Annotated in this window: 13 protein-coding genes and 2 pseudogenes; 9 read left to right on the top strand and 6 right to left on the bottom strand. The window is 67.8% G+C overall.

The annotated features are described in order from the left end of the window. Positions 1 to 373: 373 nt before the first annotated feature. From FH608_RS41255 to FH608_RS41240, 4 genes are all read left to right on the top strand, one after another. Complete coding sequence (locus FH608_RS41255) at positions 374 to 2257, top strand: ABC transporter ATP-binding protein (protein ID WP_139635847.1); 1884 nt, start codon at positions 374 to 376, stop codon at positions 2255 to 2257. A 26-nt stretch (positions 2258 to 2283) separates the two neighbouring features. Next, complete coding sequence (locus FH608_RS41250; protein WP_139635846.1) at positions 2284 to 4026, top strand: ABC transporter ATP-binding protein; 1743 nt, start codon at positions 2284 to 2286, stop codon at positions 4024 to 4026. A gap of 171 nt (positions 4027 to 4197) precedes the next feature. Continuing rightward, positions 4198 to 4950: an O-methyltransferase gene (locus FH608_RS41245; RefSeq protein ID WP_193318916.1), complete on the top strand. Its 753-nt coding sequence runs from the start codon at positions 4198 to 4200 to the stop codon at positions 4948 to 4950. 65 nt (positions 4951 to 5015) lie between these two features. After that, positions 5016 to 5738, top strand: coding sequence for a nucleotidyltransferase domain-containing protein (locus FH608_RS41240; RefSeq protein ID WP_226900358.1), 723 nt, complete (start codon positions 5016 to 5018; stop codon positions 5736 to 5738). 272 nt (positions 5739 to 6010) lie between these two features. Here the strand turns inward: FH608_RS41240 and FH608_RS52015 are convergent, their stop codons facing one another. The 4 genes and pseudogenes from FH608_RS52015 to FH608_RS41220 all read right to left on the bottom strand — a co-directional run bounded on the left by FH608_RS52015 (position 6011) and on the right by FH608_RS41220 (position 9213). Next, a complete protein-coding gene (locus FH608_RS52015) occupies positions 6011 to 6724 on the bottom strand; it encodes an LmbU family transcriptional regulator (protein WP_193318915.1) in 714 nt (237 codons plus the stop codon). A 244-nt stretch (positions 6725 to 6968) separates the two neighbouring features. After that, positions 6969 to 7433: a hypothetical protein gene (locus FH608_RS41230; protein WP_139635844.1), complete on the bottom strand. Its 465-nt coding sequence runs from the start codon at positions 7431 to 7433 to the stop codon at positions 6969 to 6971. An 89-nt stretch (positions 7434 to 7522) separates the two neighbouring features. Next, a pseudogene (locus FH608_RS41225) lies at positions 7523 to 8319 on the bottom strand (transposase); the annotation flags it as partial. Between the two features lie 597 nt (positions 8320 to 8916). Next, the gene (locus tag FH608_RS41220; protein ID WP_139635843.1) at positions 8917 to 9213 is read right to left on the bottom strand and encodes a hypothetical protein; all 297 of its coding nucleotides are present in this window, start codon (positions 9211 to 9213) and stop codon (positions 8917 to 8919) included. A 338-nt stretch (positions 9214 to 9551) separates the two neighbouring features. On the opposite strand from FH608_RS41220, the gene FH608_RS41215 reads away from it, so the two are divergent. Continuing rightward, positions 9552 to 11552, top strand: coding sequence for a hypothetical protein (locus FH608_RS41215; protein WP_226900357.1), 2001 nt, complete (start codon positions 9552 to 9554; stop codon positions 11550 to 11552). A 323-nt stretch (positions 11553 to 11875) separates the two neighbouring features. Further along, positions 11876 to 12166: pseudogene (locus FH608_RS54555) on the top strand (serine/threonine-protein kinase); the annotation flags it as partial. 508 nt (positions 12167 to 12674) lie between these two features. Here the strand turns inward: FH608_RS54555 and FH608_RS41205 are convergent. Continuing rightward, positions 12675 to 14294 (bottom strand): serine/threonine-protein kinase, encoded by a 1620-nt coding sequence (locus FH608_RS41205; RefSeq protein ID WP_139635842.1) that lies wholly within the window; start codon positions 14292 to 14294, stop codon positions 12675 to 12677. 314 nt (positions 14295 to 14608) lie between these two features. Between FH608_RS41205 and FH608_RS52010 the strand changes: the two genes are divergently transcribed. Genes FH608_RS52010 through FH608_RS41195 form a run of 3 tightly spaced genes read left to right on the top strand, consistent with a single transcriptional unit; the run spans position 14609 to position 15538 of the window. Beyond that, positions 14609 to 14836 (top strand): hypothetical protein, encoded by a 228-nt coding sequence (locus tag FH608_RS52010; protein ID WP_193318914.1) that lies wholly within the window; start codon positions 14609 to 14611, stop codon positions 14834 to 14836. A gap of 2 nt (positions 14837 to 14838) precedes the next feature. Beyond that, positions 14839 to 15288, top strand: a complete 450-nt coding sequence (locus FH608_RS53345) for a sulfatase-like hydrolase/transferase (RefSeq protein WP_394367733.1) — start codon at positions 14839 to 14841, stop codon at positions 15286 to 15288. Next, on the top strand, positions 15239 to 15538 hold the full coding sequence (locus FH608_RS41195) for a hypothetical protein (RefSeq protein ID WP_226900356.1): 300 nt from the start codon (positions 15239 to 15241) through the stop codon (positions 15536 to 15538). The genes FH608_RS53345 and FH608_RS41195 overlap by 50 nt, the downstream gene beginning before the upstream one ends. 381 nt (positions 15539 to 15919) lie before the next feature. Here the strand turns inward: FH608_RS41195 and FH608_RS41190 are convergent, their stop codons facing one another. Beyond that, positions 15920 to 16597 (bottom strand): hypothetical protein, encoded by a 678-nt coding sequence (locus tag FH608_RS41190; protein ID WP_139635840.1) that lies wholly within the window; start codon positions 16595 to 16597, stop codon positions 15920 to 15922. Positions 16598 to 16703 lie beyond the last annotated feature (106 nt).

Below are 16703 nucleotides of genomic sequence, written 5' to 3'. Positions count from 1 at the left end.
CATCGCCTGGTTCTCCTTCGAATCTTGATCTTGCTACTCGAAGGATCACGCGATGGCCGTCTTCATTTCACGACGCCACGCCTGTGACCAGGCCAAGCTCGTACACCACTTCCGTGGACGCAACCCACTCGGCGCGGGTGGAGCGGGCCACGGTCCGTCATCTGGCGGGCCATACGTAAGCGCACGGTTACGCACACGGCGCTTTGCCCTGCCATGGTCCTGGTGCCCTAATCTCGACGCCAGGTCTCCGCGGCAGCCGCGGCATCGCACGGGCCGAACATGCAATGACGCGGCGCGTGAAACGAGATTCGATGATTATCGCCGGCTCTTCTCACCGGCTGCTTCGTCATCTCTCCGACATGGAGTTGCGCCCTTGAGATTGAACGAGCACGATTCCGGTCTGTCGCTGGCTCCGCTGCACTGGTCGACATATCGCGACCAAATAGGGGAGAAGGCGTGTGTACTGCGAATGCTCCGGCACGCGCGGAGGCGCGATCTGATCGGGCTGGTGCTAGTCCTGGCTGCCAAGGCCGCTGGCCCCTCAGTGGCCGCGCTGATCACCGGGGCGGTGGTGGCGTGTGTCGGTGCCGCTGGTGGGGTCGGTGAGGTCGCGGTGCTGGTCGCGGCACTGGCCGTGGTGCTGATGGCGATCAACCTGATGGATTCGCTGCGGGAGTTGTTCCACTTCGCCGTGTCGCGCCGTATCGAGGGCTGGGTGCGTACGCAGGTGCGCGCCATGGCATTGGCGCCTTCCGGCATCGCGCATCTGGAAGGGCCGGAGTTTCACGACGACGCGTCGCGGGCGAGCGCACCGGGGGATTGGTCGATCCGCTCGCCCGGTGTCGCGGCCCTGGGGCTGATCCAACTGGCCGGCCGTGTGATCGGTGCGGTCATGGCGGCAGCCGTGCTCGCCGCCTACTTTCCCATTCTGGCGATAGGGCTCCTGGCGGTGAATTTGCTCATACGCGCGATCATCCGTCGTCAGTGGATGCATCTGGCGCGCTTGGAGGAGTCGCTGGCCAGGGACGGGCGGCGGGTGCAGTACTGGACGAGCCTGGCCGCGGGTGTGAGGACGGCCAAGGAAGTGCGGCTGTTCGGACTGGCGGACTGGGTGGTAGAGGGATGGCGGACCATCCGCTTGAGCACGGCGTCCGAAGTCTGGGCGACTCACCGCAGGATCCTGCGCCGCCAGGTCCTTCCCGTCATGCTCGCGGGAGGATCGGCGTTGGCGGCGCTGCTGGTGCCGGGGCTGGCCGCCACCGCCGGCGCGATAACGCTGGGAACGCTGGCCACGTGTGTGGTGGCCGCCAGAGCGATCTTCACGGTCAGCGACTTCAGCGAATCCGTCGACATCGAGCGCGGGACACGAGCGATGCGTGCCCTTGAGCGGCTGACCGCACGCCACGGACCGGCCCGCATGCTGAACGCCGCTCCCGCCTCTGAGACCGATCCCGAAGCCGATGCGCCGTCGGTGGTGTTCGAGGACCTGGAGTTTCGTTATCGGGCAAGTGAGCGGCCGGTGTTGAACGGTCTCAACCTGAGCGTCGAACCCGGCCGGGTTCTGGCCGTCGTGGGTGTGAACGGTGTCGGCAAGACCACGCTGACCAAGCTGCTGGCCGGGTTGTACACGCCGACGGCCGGGCGGATCCTGGTGGACGGTGTGGACCTGTCCGGGCTGGACCTCGCGGCTTGGCGGCGGCGGTTGAGCGTGATTTTTCAGGACTTCGTGCGCTATCCCGCCTCAGTGCGCGACAACGTCGCATTATCGGTTCCCGAACGGCCGGTCGATGACGCCCTGGTCGAGCAGTCGCTGCTACGCGCAGGCGCGTACGAGATGGTGGATCGGCTTCCGCGCGGGCTCGACACACCGCTGTGGCGCGGCGGCGACCACGGGCAGGACCTATCGGGTGGCCAGTGGCAGAAACTGGCGATCGCCCGTGTGCTGTACGCCGTCGCGCAGGGACGCCGGTTGATCGTGCTGGACGAGCCGACCGCTCATCTCGACGTACGGGCTGAGGCGGATTTCTACCAGAACGTGGTGGCCGCCGCCCAGGGGGCGTCGATGGTGTTGATCTCACATCGGCTCTCCACCGTACGGCATGCCGACCGCATCGTCCTGCTGGCCGAGGGCCGTATCCACGAGTCCGGCACCCACGAGGAGTTGCTCGCCCGCGGCGGCGGCTACGCCCGCCTGTTCGGGCTGCAGGCCGCCCGCTTCGACCTCGATGATCCCGGCGATTTGACGGTGGCAGGATGACCCACAGGATACGCACCACCTGGCACATGCTGATGCTGGCCTTTCGCGCGGATCCCCGAGTGGCGACTGTCGCCACGTTGTTGGTGGTGCTGGCCTCCGGGGTGGTCGCCGGGACCGCGGTGTGCCAGCGTTGGCTGGTCGACGCCGCAGGGCTGGGCGACGTCGGCGGCGTGGCGGCCGCCGTGATCGTCGGTGTGCTGGCGTACACGATGTCCTCGGCGCTTGAGCGGGTGCAGATGAATCTGCGACCCTACCTGGCCGACCTGGTGTCGGTGCACGTACAGCACGAGGTCCTGCGCGTCACCGCCCGCATCCCCACCATCGAGCACCTGGAACGCGTCGAGTACTTGGACCGGCTGACGACGCTGCGGCGCGGCACGTTCTCCCTGGCGGCGCTGTGCTGGACGGTCGTCGAGACCCTCGCCGCCGTGGTGAGCCTGGGCCTGAGCCTCTTTCTCTTGGCCGAGATCCACCCCGCTTTGTCGCTGCTCGCCCTGTGCGTCACGCCGGTGCTCGTCTGCAATGGCAAGGGTCAGCGGCTCAGACGCACCGCTCAAGACGCGGTCGCACAGACCGTCCGGCATGAGGAAGCCATGCACGCGCTGTGCCTGCAACCCGAGTCGGCCAAGGAGGTGCTGATTTCCGGCAACGGACCCGAGCTCAGCCACCGGGCCGAGCGGCTGTGGGAGCAGGCCACCAGGCAGCAGCGCATCGCCCTGCTGAAGGGGATGGCATGGACGGCGCTCGGCTGGAGCTGCTTCTTCGCCGGGCTGGTCGGCGCGCTGGCCATCGTGGCGTACCTGGCGGTGGCAGACCGGGCGAGCACTGGAGACGTGGTGCTGGTGATCTGGCTGGCCGAGCGGCTCCGCCAACAGGTCTCGGGCAGCGTGACCGGCGCCGGTGCGATCGCCCAGGCCGGGCACATCGCCGACCATTACCTGTGGCTGCGCGACTACGCGGACGCCCTCCCCAAAGGCACGACCTCCGCGCCCGATTCGCTGACCACGGGCATCAGCCTGCGCGGCGTCACCTTCTCCTACCCCGGCGACGAGACACCCTGCCTCATGGACATCGACCTGGACCTGCCGGCCGGCTCCACCGTCGGCCTCGTCGGCGTCAACGGCGCGGGAAAGACCACCCTGGTCAAGTTGCTGACCGGCATGCACAGGTCCGACCAGGGTTCGATCGACATCGACGGTCGGCGTCTGGCCGACATCGACCCCGCGCAATGGTCGGCCCGCTGTGCCGGCGCCTTCCAGGACTTCGCCAAGCTCCAACTCCGCGCCAGGGAAGCCGTGGGTGTCGGAGACCTGCGGCACATCGACGACAGCGACGCGATCGAGAGCGCCGTGGATCGTGCCGGGGCCCGTCAAACCGTCATGCGCCTCCCTGACGGCCTGGACACCCAGCTCGGGACCGTCTTCGACGGCACTGACCTCTCGCATGGCCAATGGCAGAAGTTGGCTCTCGGGCGCGCGATGATGCGCACTTCTCCGTTGCTGCTGATTTTCGACGAACCCACCGCGGCGCTCGATCCCCAGGCGGAGCACGACCTTTTCGAAAGCTTCGCTCATCAGGCACGAACGGCCCGGCGACGCGGTGCGATCACCCTATTGGTGTCTCACCGCTTTTCCACCGTCCACATGGCCGACGTCATCGTCGTCCTCTCTGATGGACGGGTTGCCGAAAGCGGTAGTCATGCCGAGTTGCTCGCCCTCGGCGGCCATTATGCCGAGCTTTACAACACCCAGGTCCAGGCATACAGATGACAGTCCGCCGGCCGCTCGCTCAAACGATCAACCAGGAGGTATCGCGTGGCAGAACACGGAAATGATTCGCATTCGTTGCCGAGCAGTAGGGGTGGCGACGCGCTGGGTCTGGTACGCGATCACAATGCCATCGGGGCCTCGTCCTTGTACCCACGCGGAAAGATGACGACCATGGCCCGGTCGCTCCTGCGGCGGATCGCCAGTGCTGTGGAGCTCGACCTGCGGTGGACGTCCGCGAGGCTCGACAGTATGGGCGCGCCCGAGTCCTACATCAGCGCGATCATGCGAGACGATCACCATGACAAACCAAGCCTGCGTGCGCTTCTCTCGCTGGCGGGCACCGCTGCCGAACGGGCTCTTGACCAGCCCTTGCGCCTGCTGCGTGAGCGCGGTGCGGCGGATTCGCTGTTCGTGTGGCCGGGGCAGCATTATCGGCTGCTGGCCTCGATCGTCGAACTGCTGAAACCGCAGACGGTGGTGGAGATAGGCACCTTCGACGGAGCCAGCGCACTGGCCCTCCTGGAGAACTTGCCGGTGACCGGGCGGCTGGTGACGTTCGACGTTGTCCCGTGGTCACAGGTGGGTCAGACCCTGCTCCGTGCTCAAGACCTGGATGACGGGCGACTGACGCCGATCACCGGCGATCTGTGCCGCCTCGAAGTGTTCGAGGCGCATGCGGAACTGTTACGAACGGCTGATCTCATCTTTTTGGACGGCCCCAAGGACGGGGAGTTCGAACCTTGCCTTATGTCCCGCCTCGGCACGGTCGGGATAAGACCGGGGACGCCCTTGCTTTTCGACGATATCCGACTGTGGAATATGCTGGAATTTTGGCACACGCTCGATCTTCCGAAGCTTGATGTGACCGGTTTCGGTCACTTCACCGGAACCGGTCTGGCCTTGTGGGAGGAGGGGCGTATCTAGGCGCCGATTCCGTCACCGTGGCAAAAGGATAAGGTCTGGCACTTGCCTGGCTAAGATTGGTCGCGATGAATATGAAGAACACTGGACCGCCGGCTCCTCGTCTCGCCCGGATCCGGGACCGCTGGCTCAGCGCCGTGACCGACGCCCTCCAAGACGATCAGTTGGTGGTCGGCGCCGCTCTGGTCGGCTCTCTGGGCGCCGGTCGTGCCGACGACTGGAGCGACATCGACCTCCTCCTCATCGCGGAGGACGCGCATCTCGATGACTACGCGACGGCTGACCGCCTTCCCAAGGGTCCAGGCCAGCTGACCTTCGCCATCGACGCTCGCCACAACGGCCCTCTCGGCACCAGAGCGGTCAGCGCTCAGTACGTCGTGGACGGGCTTCCGCTCTGGATCGACTGGCACATTCACCCGGTCTCCCTGGCGAACTGGCCTTCCGACAGCACCGTCCTCTTCGACCGGTGCGACATCGATCGGACCTCGGCCACCTTCTCCGAGTATCTCAATCGCGGCCAGCACGAGTCGTCCACCCCGAAGACCCCTCACGATCACAAGGCCATGCGGCTGGCGCTCGTCCCGGTCGCCGGAAAGCAACTCGCCCGCCGCTCATCGGAGACGGCCCAGACGATCGAGTTCCTCGGCGGCCCCCATGTGTCTGACGGCGATTGGAAAGACCATCTCGCCGCCCTGCGTCAGTTGCTCGACCAATTCGCGGCGCTCGGGCTCACTGACAGCCTCTCGGCCGGGTACGCCTATCTAGAAGTCCTGGAGGAAGCCCTGCACTGACTCGGCACGACGAAGGGGAACACCCCAAAGGCGGTCGCACTGTGCCCCGTTCCGTCAGGTGGTGCTGATCCCGTATGCCTTCGACAGCTGTGATGGATCGCGGAGTGGCCGCCCTCATGTCACATCGATCTTCCCCACGGGCATCAAGGCGATGAACGAGATCAAACCCGTACACCACTCCCGTGGACGCTAACGGTGGCGATCATCACCGGCTGCACCCGCCCGGGCCGGACCGAGGGATGGCCACAAAGAATCAAGCCGCGAACCCAGGCTCAGTCGTTGACGCTCTCCAAGGGCATTGCCGCGGCTTGGACGGGATTGTTGGACACGAACTCGAGAACCTGGACCGCCCATTCCTCAAGGCTGAGTCCGTAGGAGTTTGCTGTCGCGGTCAAGCGATTGAGCTGTTCGTGCGAGAGCTTGATGCTCAAGCCCTTGGCGCCCACCGGGGGGTATCCGTTGTTGCTCGCGGGGTTGTGCGCTTCCTCGACTGGAATTTCGTCGGCGCCGGCCATCGACTTAGGGCCCTGCCGCTCTCGGAGGCTCGCCCGCACCTCATTGCGTAACTTGTTCCGTGACCAAGTGAACTCTTCGGCCCTGCGCAGCCAGTAGTCCTGTTCGGGGGGATCGAGGGCGGCCACCTCGGCATGGTGGCCGAAACTGAGATGGTCCCGTCGGCGTGGCAGTGCGAACTGTCGGGCAACCCATGCGTAGTTGCGTAGGGTTTGGTAACTGAGCGAAGTCTTTCGCGCGGCCTCCTGGTAACGGTCGTGGAACGCGGATTCCCCATAGGCGAGCCAGTCGGCTATCCACCAGGTGGAAGAATTGGCCGCCCGTAGGAGTTCCAGGCCGATGAGTTCCCATGCGCGAAAGGTCGGGGTACCTGAAAAGACCAGGCCCGACTTCTGCAGGCAGACCGGGGTCTTCTTCGATATGGCCTCTGTGGAATCGAACACGGATACTGTCACTTGCGGCAGCTCCCACATATTCCAGCGTATATGAAAAGGTGTCACCCTCGTTGCCGTGTCAGCTGAGCCACTCCAAACGATTGACCTGTGAGTCTCATGGACACTTCTGTTCGTGAGTGACAGGGTTTCCCGGAAAGTAGTCGGAGTCCTCAGGGTAAGCGGCTGACACCTTCTGGCTTGCCCGCCAGTTCCTACCATCCTCGAATTCGATTCTCGGAATCCAGCCACCATTGGCGACCCGACTGCCACGCCTTAGATCAGATCAGGGGTAGAGCGTGTAGGTCTTGGTGTTGTTGCACACGATCGTGCCCGGGAGGCAGCGCTTGGCCCGGATCGTAATCCGGTCGAGGTTGGTGCGGGTCGTGGACCATTTGAAGCTCTTGTGGCCCTTGTTCCGGCCGGCCTCCTTGTACCCGCCGTAAATTTCGTTGCCGTTGCTCTTCTTGAAGGAGACCTCGACCACGGTCGTCCAGGCGTCGCTCTTGGTGTCCGTCACGCTGCCGCGCGCTTCACCGTAGCCGTTGCTGCACAGCTTCAGGACGTAGCTGACGAAGCCGTCCTTCGTGTTCAGCTTGCTCCACTTGTCCTTGCAGCCGGCCGAAGAGACGCTCGAGGAGGCGGTGGCGGTGGTGGAGGCCGTGGCAGTCGTGGTCGGCGTCAGTACGGCGAAGGCCGCAGAGACCCCGACAACAGTGGCGAGCATCTTCGAGGGGGAGAGCTTCCGCATGAACTTCGATCCTTGTCAGTTAACGAGAACTTCGCGGTGCTCCGCCTGTGATCAGAGCACCGCAAAGAATGCTAAACATCGGCGGTATATCAGTGGTATGTCCACAGCAAGTCGTGGGTCGAACGCCCTGCTCCGATGGAGCGGCCAGATCTGAGCTCGACGAGCTTGCCCTTGACGAACGTGGCCCCAGCGCGGACCAGGGCGACGAGATGCGGCGCGTTGACGGCGCGCCAACGCTTCTGTGCCGACTCGATCAGGTTGAAGGCCATCGCCGGCCCTGCCGTGCGGGAGCCGGGACCCTTGGTGACCTTGGTGCGGTGCCGGACGGTGGCGAAGGTGGACTCAATGGGGTTGGTCGTGCGCAGGTGCACCCAATCCTCCGCGGGATGGTCGTAGTAGGCGAGCAGTTCGTCGAGGTCGTCGACCACCTTGGCGACCGCCGTGGGGTACTTGGCGCCGTAGGCCTGCCGGAAGTCCTTCACCGCCGCGAGGGCGTGTTCTTTGTCCTCGGCGTTCCAGATCTCCGCAAGCGCTTTCTTGGCACCGGGGCGCGCATGCCGCGCCGCTTGCGGTCACGCAGCAGATCGGCCCACGACTCGGCCGACTCCCGGTAGCCGTCACTCAGCGCGACTGAGTTCCTTGCGGCCGTCGCGCGCACGCCGATCATCATCAGCAGGCACAGCTTGTGCTCCTCCAGCAGGATGTTGACGTGGATACCATCGACCCACAGGTAGACGTAGTCCACCATCGACAGGTGCCGCTCGCTGAAGGCGCGCTGCTCGGCCTTCCAACGCTCGCTCAACCGGATGATCATCGAAGCGGACAGGCCGGCCGAACTGCCCAGGAACTGGCCCAGCGCCGGCACAAAGTCCTGCGAGGACAGGCCGAAGAAGCCACCGCCTGCCACGCGGTTGCACGCTGGAGGCGAGTGCGGCGGGCCGGGCCGGATGCTCGGTGTCCTCTCAAGGCCGGCGACGGCCAGGACATCGCGACGCTGGTCGCATCGCTGGAGGCGTTCGTGATCACGGTGGACCGGCAGAGATCGTGATTCAGGGCCCAGCGAGGAGGTCGTGCGAATCGCCGTCACCGGTTCGTTCGGAAGGCTGACCGAACGATGAGACACGCACGCGTGACGCACGCATCGTGCGGGTGGAGTATGGGTGGCAGGCCGTCATCGTGGACGTCGACGACGGCAGGGTGCGCCCGGCGGCAGCGGTATCGGCCTGGCCGGGTGTGAGAGTGGGCCGAGGCCCTGGGCGGCTACGTACAGGCGGGTTGCGAGACGACGGGTCCGGTTTCCGGGGCCGTGCCCCATGCCGATGCCGGCCGCATGATCCGGATCGTTCTCGCCGAGGACGCAGGAGATCGTCCACGCGGGCCTCAGCATGATTCCTGCGGCGCGACCGGACATGGAGACCGCTGGAGCGGGCCGGCCTGGTGCGGCGGATGGTGGCCAGGCTGCGGCATGTGTTCCGGCTGGACGCTAGCGCGTGGGGATGCCGAGTTCGCGGCCGAGGTAGAAGCCCTCCGACTCCTCCACGACGAAGGACGACATCGCCTCACGGCGACGGGTCTCGGCCTGAGAGCCCCGCCAGGAGTCACAGGATTCCCTCGTGTCCCAGAACGACACCCCGGTGATCTCCAGCCCATCCTCGGACCAGTACGCGTACGCCTGCCGCAGCCCCGGCGGGTACGGCTCGGGGCGCCATGCCCTCTCGAACTCCTCCAACGTGCCCGGCCTGATGCGGCGCGTCGTCACCCAGACGAAGTGCTCCCTCATCCCAGCCCCTCTCCGAGACACCGATTCGGCTTGATGGCGTTCTCTACCCACCGCAGGTCCACGGCGTGCACCCGTCGCCTCGCCTCGTACAGGCGGTGGTGGGCGATCCGCCAAATCGTCGGCCAGAGTTTTCCGGGCAACGGCAATCGCGCGGGTCCGCGAGCCGATCGATGGTCGGCAACGGTCACAGATTTCGCGCACCGCCGGTAAAGGCAGGCGCTCCCGGTCGTGCGACGGTCAGGCCACCTCAGCGCCCTGTCCTCCCGCATCCCGTACGACGGCGGCGAGCCTGTCGTTCGACGGGCGAGACGGTGACCCTGGAGGGGTGGGAGGCTTGGATGATGCGTACCTGGTTCGAGCCCGAAGAGGCCGAGGAGTTCGAGGCCGCCAAGGACCTGTTGATCCGGCGGTGTGTCACCTGGGCGGAGGAGCACGATCATCCGGTCGATGACCTGCTGCTGTCTGCCGCCGTCGACGCGCGGCACGGGAGCCGGGACGGCCGGCTGGCGTACTGGGACGGTGCGGGCATCAGGTTCTTTCTGCTGCGGTACGTGCCGTACGCGGTGACGGCCCCAAGGGAGGAGCTCGACCTGGCCCCGGAGGTGCTGCGCACGTACCTGCGCTATCTCGATGTCACGGGCCTGCGCGATCCGCGCGGCGCGACGCTCGCGGAGGCGGAGGAGATCATCGATGGGGTGCGGGCGGAGTACGCGGCCGCGCTCGACGATCCCACGCTGCGGGGCTTGGCGACGTTCTGGGCGCACACGGCTCTCGATGAGGGCGTCGATCTCACCGTTCCCGGGGCGTTCGAGCGGTTCAAGCGCGATCTCGACGCTGGCCGCGTGATGTACGACGAGCAGGTGCTCGACAAGATCATGCAGAACCACTTCGTGAACGGCGGCATCGGCGAGGAACGCGCCTTCCCCCTGCCACCCGTCTGCCTGCCGCCCGCGTCCGAGCTGGCGGAGGCCGCCGCGCGCAGCCGGACCGTCCAGCGTCTGATCACCCTGGCCGATTGGGCAGGCAAGGACGGCCGTGCCCTCACCGAGGCGGGCAACCTCCGCGTCGCCGACGCCCTCGAGGTGTCGGCCCTGCTGGGCACCGGCGAGGATGGGCTGCGCGTGCGCAGCGCCGCCGAGCTGCCGCAGCTCAATCTGCTGCTCGCCTGGGCCAGGAAGTTGCGCTTGATTCGCACCAGCAAGGGCCGGCTCTTGCGCGTGGCCAAGGCCGCGCCCCTGCTGCGCGATCCGGAGGCGCTGTGGGGGCGCGCGTTCGAGGTGCTGCCGGAGCTGGGCCGGGTGGTCACCGTGCCCGTCGTGACGTGGCGGCCCGAGCCCATCCTGGCCGAGGTCTTCGAGGAGATCCTGCCGGACGTGCTCAACTCCATGTATGGGCTGGACGAGATGCCGGTGGTCCGGCTCGAAGAGACGGTGTGGCTGGCCTGCCAGGAGTACTTCGTTCTCGACCAGGAGGACGAGCGCCTACGTGATCTCTGGCGCCGCGAGGCCGTCCGGGATCTGGGGCGCATGTTCGAGGTCCTGTCCGATCTGGGGGCCGTGGAACTGACCCGCGGTCCCGCCGATCCCCTGTATGCGAGCGACCTCGACCACGACGACCAGCCCTTGCCGCCGGACGCGGTCGAACGCCTGCGCGCCGCCCTCGCCAAGCCCGACCTCCCGCTGGTCCGCCTCACCCCGCTCGGCGTGCGCGGCGTCCGCGACCGCCTGCTCGCCGAGGGCCGCGACGCTCCCCTCATCGGCGAACTGGCCACCGCCCCACCGGCCGAACTGCTCGGGGTGCTCGCCCAGCACTACCCGCCGCAGGACGCCGTCTCGGAACTCCAGGGGTGGCTGGCCAGGCCGGGGCAGGACGTCGAAATGTTGCTGCAGGCCGTGCGGGATTGCCCGTTCCGCACCCGGGTGGCGGCGATGCTGCGCGTTCTGGCCGACGCCCTTCCCGAAAGGCGGCTGCTGCATGATCTGCGTCATGACCCTGTCCTCGGGCCCGCCGCGTGGTCGCAGCTCATCGATGCCGGGGAGATGAACCCCGGGTCGATGAACGAGCGGGAAAACCTGCTGATGGGGGCGGAGAACTTCCTGTCAGTGCTGGAGCTCGCGGGGCCTGACGGGCTTGTCGAGCAGCTCAAGAGGATGGGAGGCGGGGACGCGTACGAGTTCGTGGAGGCGATCCTCGCGTCGGGGCACCCCGATGTCGTGGGGCTGCGGGAGCTGCGCGAGCTGGTGGCCGAGCCGCTCCGCAAGACCGCCCGTCACTCCCTCCGCCAGGTTCCCACCCGGCCGCCCGGAGCCCGGGGCCGCCGGAAGAAGCGCAAACACTGACGCAAGCACCTCGACGCATTGCCCGCCGCCTTCACGCGCACGGGCCCCGCGTAGTGCCCCCAAGGTGTGGTCCCGCTGAGGCTCCCGCTGCCCGCGCCCGAGTGGTCACTGGAATTCTCGCAGCGCCGCGGCGGTGGTCGGGCATGAACCTGGAGGTGCACGTCGTGCCGGTGGTGGCTCGTCCCGACGTGCGTGGAGGAGTTCATGCCCGCCGGCCCGCTGCAGCCAGGAGATCCTCGGGTGCTCGGGACGTTCCAGGTGGTCGCGCGCCTGGGTGAAGGCGGGCAGGGGTCGCCCACGAGGGACGCGGTGCGTCCGGCGAGCGTGTTGCGATCAAGGTCCTCAAGGGTGGCGCCGATCCCGGCACCCGCCGCCGGCTGGCCAGGGAGCTGGAGTCGGCCCGCAGGGCGGTTCCGTTCTGTACGGCGCGGGTGCTGGAAGCCGAGCCTGATCAGGCGACTCCGTATGTGGTGAGTGGGTTCGCCGCGGGCCCGTCACTGCAGGATCGGGTACGTGCGGAAGGCCCGTTACGGCATGGTGACCTTGATCGGCTGGCGGTCGGTACGGCCTGCGCGCTCGCGGCCATCCATGCCGCCGGGGTCGTTCATCGGGACTTCAAACCCGCCAGTGCTGCTGGGTCCCGACGGGCCACGTGTGGTCGAACTTCGGCGTCGCCCGGCCGCTCGACGCCGATACCGCGTCCTCGGCCCTGGTGGGTGGCCGGCCCTCCGTACATGGCGCCCGGGCAGCTCAAGGGGGAGCACGGGTCGCCTGCGGCCGACGTCTTCGCCAGGGCCGCGACGATGGTGTACGCCGCGACCGGCCGGGCGCCGTTCGGCGACAACACCGTTGCTGCGGTCTTCAACCGGATTCTCACCCAGGAGCCCGATCTTTCCGGCATTCCGGAGAGCCTGCGCGGCACTCTGGCCGCCTGCCTGTCGAAGGAACCCCGGGGACGGCCTTCTTCCCGGGCGCTCCTGATCGGCCTGGTCGGCCCGGGGGACCCTACCGTCGCGGTGCCCGACGTGGGCCCGGTTCCCAGCGTGTACGTTCCGCCGAACTGGACCGGCTCGACCAGAGTGTTCCCGCCGGAGCCCGGGCCTCGCACGGTGGTACGGGTGATCAACCGGCGGCGCCGCGTCCCTCGGCGGCGTCCAGGGCGATCGTGCCTGCCGTGCCGCGCAGGCCGAACCCGTGGCGCCACCGCGCCCGCTCCTGCGGCGTGGTCAGCACGTCGATGCGGGCGGTGGTCAAGCGCCGCCAGGTGCCACCGGTCTTGGCGTACGAGGTGATCGTGGTGCCGCCCGACAGCACCAGGGCGAGGCTGTCGCCGGGCGTGAGCGACAGAGCGGCGCTGTTGGGTTCGTGGCGGAACTCGCCGTTGACCCGCACGTCGATGCCGATCTCCTCGCGGGTGTTGTTGTACCAGGCGCCGATGTAGTTGTCCTTGTCCTTGATTCGGCCGACGAACGCGCTGTCCTCCTGCTCGCCGGTCCCCGCGAACGCGCCCAGGGTGATCATGCTGACCGTGTCGCCGGAGGACGGCGCCCCAGGCAGGGCGAACCAGCCGAAGAACGGCTTCTGACCCTCGCCGGTGAGCCTGCCGCCCCCGGCCTTGATCACCGGCATCGCCTCGTCGCCGTAGGGCTGGTAGCCGTCGTAGTCGGCCGAGGAGCCGTCGAAGCCATCAGCCACGTCCACCTCCGGGTACGCCTTCTGGCCGATCACCAGCGGCGCGGCGGTGGCCGCGGCTCTCTCCCCGGCGCTCCCGTTCCCGGCCGGCCAGGAAGGCCCGAGCATGACTCCCGCGGTCACAGCCAGCGCCACCAGCACGGCCCCGGCCGCGAGTAACGGCCCGCGCGAGCGCCCGGGCCGCGCCGCCGCTCCGTTGCGGGCCGTGGACGGCGCCTTGTCCACAAGCGTGTGCTCGGTCGCGGCGTCGCCGGAGGTGAGGGCACGCAGCAGGTGCTCGGCGGTCGGCCGGTCGGCGGGGTTCTTGGCCAGGCACGCCGCCACCATGGCGCGCAGCGGCTCGGGCACCCCCGACAGGTCAGGCGGGTTGTGCAGGATGGAATGCATGATCGCCGGCACGCTGGAGCCGGTGAAGGCCCTGCGCCCGGTCGCCGCGAACACCATCGTGGCCGCCCAGGAGAACATGTCCGAGGCAAGCGTCAGCGGCTGGTCGCCGAGCTGCTCCGGAGACATGTACGTCGGCGTGCCGGCCAGGTGATGGCTGGTGGTCATGGCGTCGAGCGTGCGGGCGATGCCGAAGTCGATCACGACCGGCCCCTCGGGACCGAGGATCACGTTGGCCGGCTTGAAGTCGCGGTGCACGATTCCGGCCCGGTGGATCGAGGCAAGGGCGGTCAGCGTACTGATCGCCAGCCGGTCCAGCCCGCCTCCGGTGCGCGGCCCGTCCCGCTTGACCAGCTCGTCGAGCGACGGACCCGGGACGTACTCGCTGACGATGTACGGCTGCTCGCCCATCATCCCCGTGCCGATCACCCGCGCCGTACAGAACGGCGCGACACTGGCGGCCACCTCCGCCTCGCGCAGAAACCGGCGTCGGACCTCCGGATCGGCGGCGAGCCGATCATGCAGCACCTTGACCGCCACCCGCGCTCCTGCGGCGGACTCCGCCAGGTAGACCGTGCCCTGGCCGCCTTCGCCGAGCAGTCGCACGACCTGATGCCCGCCGATCCGTCCAGCGCCGCCCGCGCCCACCACCCGAGAGCTGGTCACCGGCTTCCCTCCGCCCTCGTAACGATCTCACGTCGGGGCTCAGGCTATCTCGCACGGCCCGCCCACCGGCTGCGAACACCGGGTCTTGATCATCACTCCCGGATCCGACCTGATCACAGGAACCATGTCCGCACGTCCGCGCTTATCCCGGTTGCTCACCATCCTGCTCGTCCTGACGGGTGGCCGCCCTCACGGGGGGCACCGCCGCTGCTCGCCGAACCGGGCACGACCTTCGACAACAGGGTCGTGTCGTACTCGTTGTGCTGCCGTCCCGGGCGACCTTCATGACCGGGCAGTACGCTCACAATCACGGCGTGCTGCTCACGTACGGCAGCCCCGACGTGGAAGACCCGGCGCTCTACCAGACCGACGTCTACGCGGGGAAGGCCGTGGACTACATCCGGCGCAGGGCGCCCGCCGACCAGCCGTTCTTCCTGCCCTTCGCGCCGCTGGCCCCGCACGGCGAGGGCGCGGCGGGCGGGGACCTGTCGCAGCGCAACCCGCGTCCGGCCCCAGACACCTCGGCGCGCTCGATGACGTGACGATGCCCAAGCCGCCCAGCTTCGACGAGGCGGACGTCTCCGACAAGCCGGCGGGCGTCCGCAACCGGCCCAGGATCGGCGCCGCGGCTCAGGCACGCATGCGGAACGTCGTGCTCAAGGGGCGCCTGGAGTCGCTGCTGTCGGTGGACGAGGCGGCGGGCGCCATCGTGGCGGCACTGCGCGAGTCGGGCGAACTCGCCAACACCCTTATCGTGTTCACCTCGGACAATGGCTGGATGCAGGGCGAGCACCGGATCAGGAACGGCAAGACAGTGCCGTACGAGGAGTCGATCCGGGTGCCGTTGATCATGCGAGGGCTGGGCCTGCCCGCGGGCTGCTCGCTGACCGTCGGCCCGCCACGCTCTCCGCATGGCTCCATGAACATTCCGGCGTCGAGGCCGTATGCCGGGACGGATCGGCAGGATCCGCAGGAGCGATCTGCCGCCGCGTAAGATCCACCTGCTGTACCGGCGGCACGTCACCCCCGACGTGCGCGCCCGCATGGCCGCAGAGGAGTACGACGAGCTGCCCGGCGGCGGCCGCGAGGTCGGCGTCGTCGAGTGGATCGACTACCGCAAGACAGCCGATCTGCCGATCTTCCCACCCATCGGACCTGCCCTAGCCGCGCTGTCTTCTCCGGACGCACCGGTCGCCGACCCTGCCCTGCCCGCCATCACCGACGACAACTACACCTGGGTCTAGAGCGCGAGCGTCCCGCATTGGGTCAGCGCGGCAGAACGTGGGCCACTCCGCCGCGTCGGCCAGTCGACAGGAGATTGCCGCCGCACGTATCTCCTGCTCGGTCTGCCCAAGTACGCCACCTGTCCGACCGAGCGGTGACCGCGCCGGCACGCTCGACGATCTCGGCTTTGAACTCCGGCGTGAACGAGCAGCGAGGACGTGGCTTCTTCCTCCCCTGCTCTCCATCATGGGCATCCTTCCGGGGGGCGAACCCCTGATCTCGGATGCCCGTCAAACCGGATCAAGCCCAGATTGGGAGCGGGCGCGACGATGCCGGCTGCCGTGAGGGCAGGGCTTACGAGCAAGTTGTATTCATCGTGGGCTGACGGGAAGCCTTCAGGGTCAGGAGACGGTGTTCGTCGTCTGCGGGGGCTGCCGCCAGTCGTCCCGCCCCGCGACCTCGTGGGGACGGGGCTCCGGGACCTGTGTGGGGCCCCAGCGGGTCAGGCGCGCGTCCACGACGTTGTGGACCACGTCGGTCGTCTCGGGGACCGGCTCTGTCCAGACACTCCTGACCCTGTGGACGAGCTGGTCCCGGCCCAGCCAGAGCTGCCACGAGAGCTTGATCTTGGCGTAGGCGCCGGTGGGAGTGCTCGAGTGCTGGTCGCGGAAGGCGGGGGAGATTCTGTAGAGCTCGGAGAAGGTGAGTGTCCCGTAATGGATCGTGGTTCGGGTGCCGTCGTACGTCCCGCCGGGGCGCTTGCCCCGGGTCGTGGTCAGCAGGGCCTTCAGTGCCGCCGGGTTGCCGAGGTCGAGTCCGGCGGTCTCCAGATAGGGACGCTCACCCTCGAACTCCTCCAAAACCCACGTCTTGTCCTCCGGGGTGGGGCAGAACCAGCCGCGGCAGTAGCGCCGCCCATCGAAGGTCCGCCACTGTTGAGGGTCGAGCCCGCCGGGCTCCTCGTCCTCGGTGACGTCGGTAGCCACTACCTTGCCCGCGCCGAACGCAGCGATGATCTTCTTCTCGTAACGCACCTTTTCGTCGTCGCGCCGCCAGGCGGTGACCTCGTGCATGGTCACGCCACGGCCCTCGACGAGTTGGCTCCTGAGAGCATCCGCCGGGCCGGCCGGTGCCGTGCGAGCCTGAGCAGCTGAGGGCCCAGTGACCACGGAAACGTACGTGATC

Origin of the sequence: Nonomuraea phyllanthi (assembly GCF_006334985.2) — a bacterium.
Lineage (GTDB): Bacteria > Actinomycetota > Actinomycetes > Streptosporangiales > Streptosporangiaceae > Nonomuraea > Nonomuraea phyllanthi.
This window is presented reverse-complemented; position numbering and strand designations above follow the sequence as displayed.

Bases quoted from the DNA above. Each gene is read 5' to 3' on its own strand.
- FH608_RS41250 (WP_139635846.1), top strand. From the start codon at position 2,284: ATGCTGATGCTGGCCTTTCGCGCGGATCCCCGAGTGGCGACTGTCGCC.
- FH608_RS41245 (WP_193318916.1), top strand. From the start codon at position 4,198: ATGGCCCGGTCGCTCCTGCGGCGGATCGCCAGTGCTGTGGAGCTCGAC.
- FH608_RS41240 (WP_226900358.1), top strand. From the start codon at position 5,016: ATGAATATGAAGAACACTGGACCGCCGGCTCCTCGTCTCGCCCGGATC.
- FH608_RS52015 (WP_193318915.1), bottom strand. From the start codon at position 6,724: ATGTGGGAGCTGCCGCAAGTGACAGTATCCGTGTTCGATTCCACAGAG.
- FH608_RS41230 (WP_139635844.1), bottom strand. From the start codon at position 7,433: ATGCGGAAGCTCTCCCCCTCGAAGATGCTCGCCACTGTTGTCGGGGTC.
- FH608_RS41220 (WP_139635843.1), bottom strand. From the start codon at position 9,213: ATGAGGGAGCACTTCGTCTGGGTGACGACGCGCCGCATCAGGCCGGGC.
- FH608_RS41215 (WP_226900357.1), top strand. From the start codon at position 9,552: ATGATGCGTACCTGGTTCGAGCCCGAAGAGGCCGAGGAGTTCGAGGCC.
- FH608_RS53345 (WP_394367733.1), top strand. From the start codon at position 14,839: ATGCCCAAGCCGCCCAGCTTCGACGAGGCGGACGTCTCCGACAAGCCG.
- FH608_RS41195 (WP_226900356.1), top strand. From the start codon at position 15,239: ATGCCGGGACGGATCGGCAGGATCCGCAGGAGCGATCTGCCGCCGCGT.